The 1,274-nt window shown below is 54.4% G+C and carries 1 protein-coding gene; it reads right to left on the reverse strand.

Annotated elements, in window-relative coordinates:
• Window positions 1–16: 16 nt before the first annotated feature.
• The gene (locus tag D5270_RS16455) at window positions 17–1,207 is read right to left on the reverse strand and encodes an IS256 family transposase (RefSeq protein WP_166545096.1); all 1,191 of its coding nucleotides are present in this window, start codon (window positions 1,205–1,207) and stop codon (window positions 17–19) included.
• Between the last annotated feature and the right edge of the window lie 67 nt (window positions 1,208–1,274).

Here is a 1,274-nt window from a genome sequence, read left to right on the forward strand (position 1 = left end):
TCTGGCTTGAATAAAGTCAGCCAGCGATGGAGGCGTCCTCCAGAGAGGCCTCCAGGTGCTTCATGTTCATGTACTTTTTGTTACCCCATTGTGTTCCGGCCACATGGCGGAGTCTGGCACAGACCAGCATGAGAGCGGAGTTGCCATCCGGGAAAGAACCTACCACCCTGGTGCGGCGGCGGATTTCCCGGTTAAGCCGTTCCATGACATTGTTGGTACGGATGCGAGTCCAGTGTTCGCTGGGAAAGTCGCAGTAAGTCAACGTCTCCTCAATGCCATCCTCTACCTTTTTGGCGGCCTCTTTCAGTTTCATAGTATGCAGGTCCTCCACTACAGCTTTGGCCTTCTCCCGGGCTGCCTTTTTGCTCTCCTGGGCATGGATCGCCTTGAGCATCTTCGCCACCAGTTTCACCTTTGAGCGAGGAACTACGGAAAACACATTACGGTAAAAGTGAACGGTGCACCGTTGGTACTTGGCCTCCGGGAACACTTCTCCCACAGCCTCCAGCATACCAAGACATTTATCTCCAACCACCAGCTTGACACCGTCCAAGCCACGGCCACGCAGCCACTGGAAGAAACTGACCCAGCTGGCCTTGTCCTCCTTCATCCCCTCGGCGGCACCCAAAACCTCACGGTATCCATCCTCATTTACTGCAATCGCCACCAGAATGGCCACATTTTCATACTCTCCGCCCCAGTTCCGACGCAGATAGATCCCGTCCACATAGACATATGGATACCGCCCGCCCTGCAAAGGCCGGTTGCGCCAATCCTCGATATGGACGTAGGCTTTCTTGTTCAGTTTGCTGATGGTTTCCGGAGATACCTTGCTGCCCCACAGCGCCTCGGTAATGTCCTCCACACGCCGGACCGATACTCCAGCCAGATACATTTCAATGAGGGCCTCTTCCACACTGCTCTCCCGCCGACGGTACCGCTCAATAATTGCCGTCTCAAAGGAGATCCCCTTGAGCTTGGGCACCTTGAGGGTGACGTCCCCGGAGGTGGTGGTGAAATTACGGCTGTAGTGACCACTGCGGTAGCCCTGCCGCTGCTCATTGCGCTCGTACCGAGTCGCTTGGGTCAACTTCTCGGCCTCAGCCTCCAGCAGTTCGTTGAGGGTTTCCTCTACGCTGCCACGCACAAGTTCCTTGAGTTCACCCTTGATTACTTCTTCATTTAGTTGTACAATCTTATCTGACATGGTTTACTGTCTCCTTTCTGAATGGGGTGTGATAACTTCATTCTACCAGAGAGCTGCAAACCGTGTC

Origin of the sequence: Acutalibacter sp. 1XD8-36 (assembly GCF_009917525.1) — a bacterium.
Taxonomy (GTDB): Bacteria; Bacillota; Clostridia; order Oscillospirales; family Acutalibacteraceae; genus Acutalibacter.

Excerpts from the sequence above, each read along its gene's own strand:
- D5270_RS16455 (WP_166545096.1), bottom strand. The coding sequence starts at position 1,207 with ATGTCAGATAAGATTGTACAACTAAATGAAGAAGTAATCAAGGGTGAA.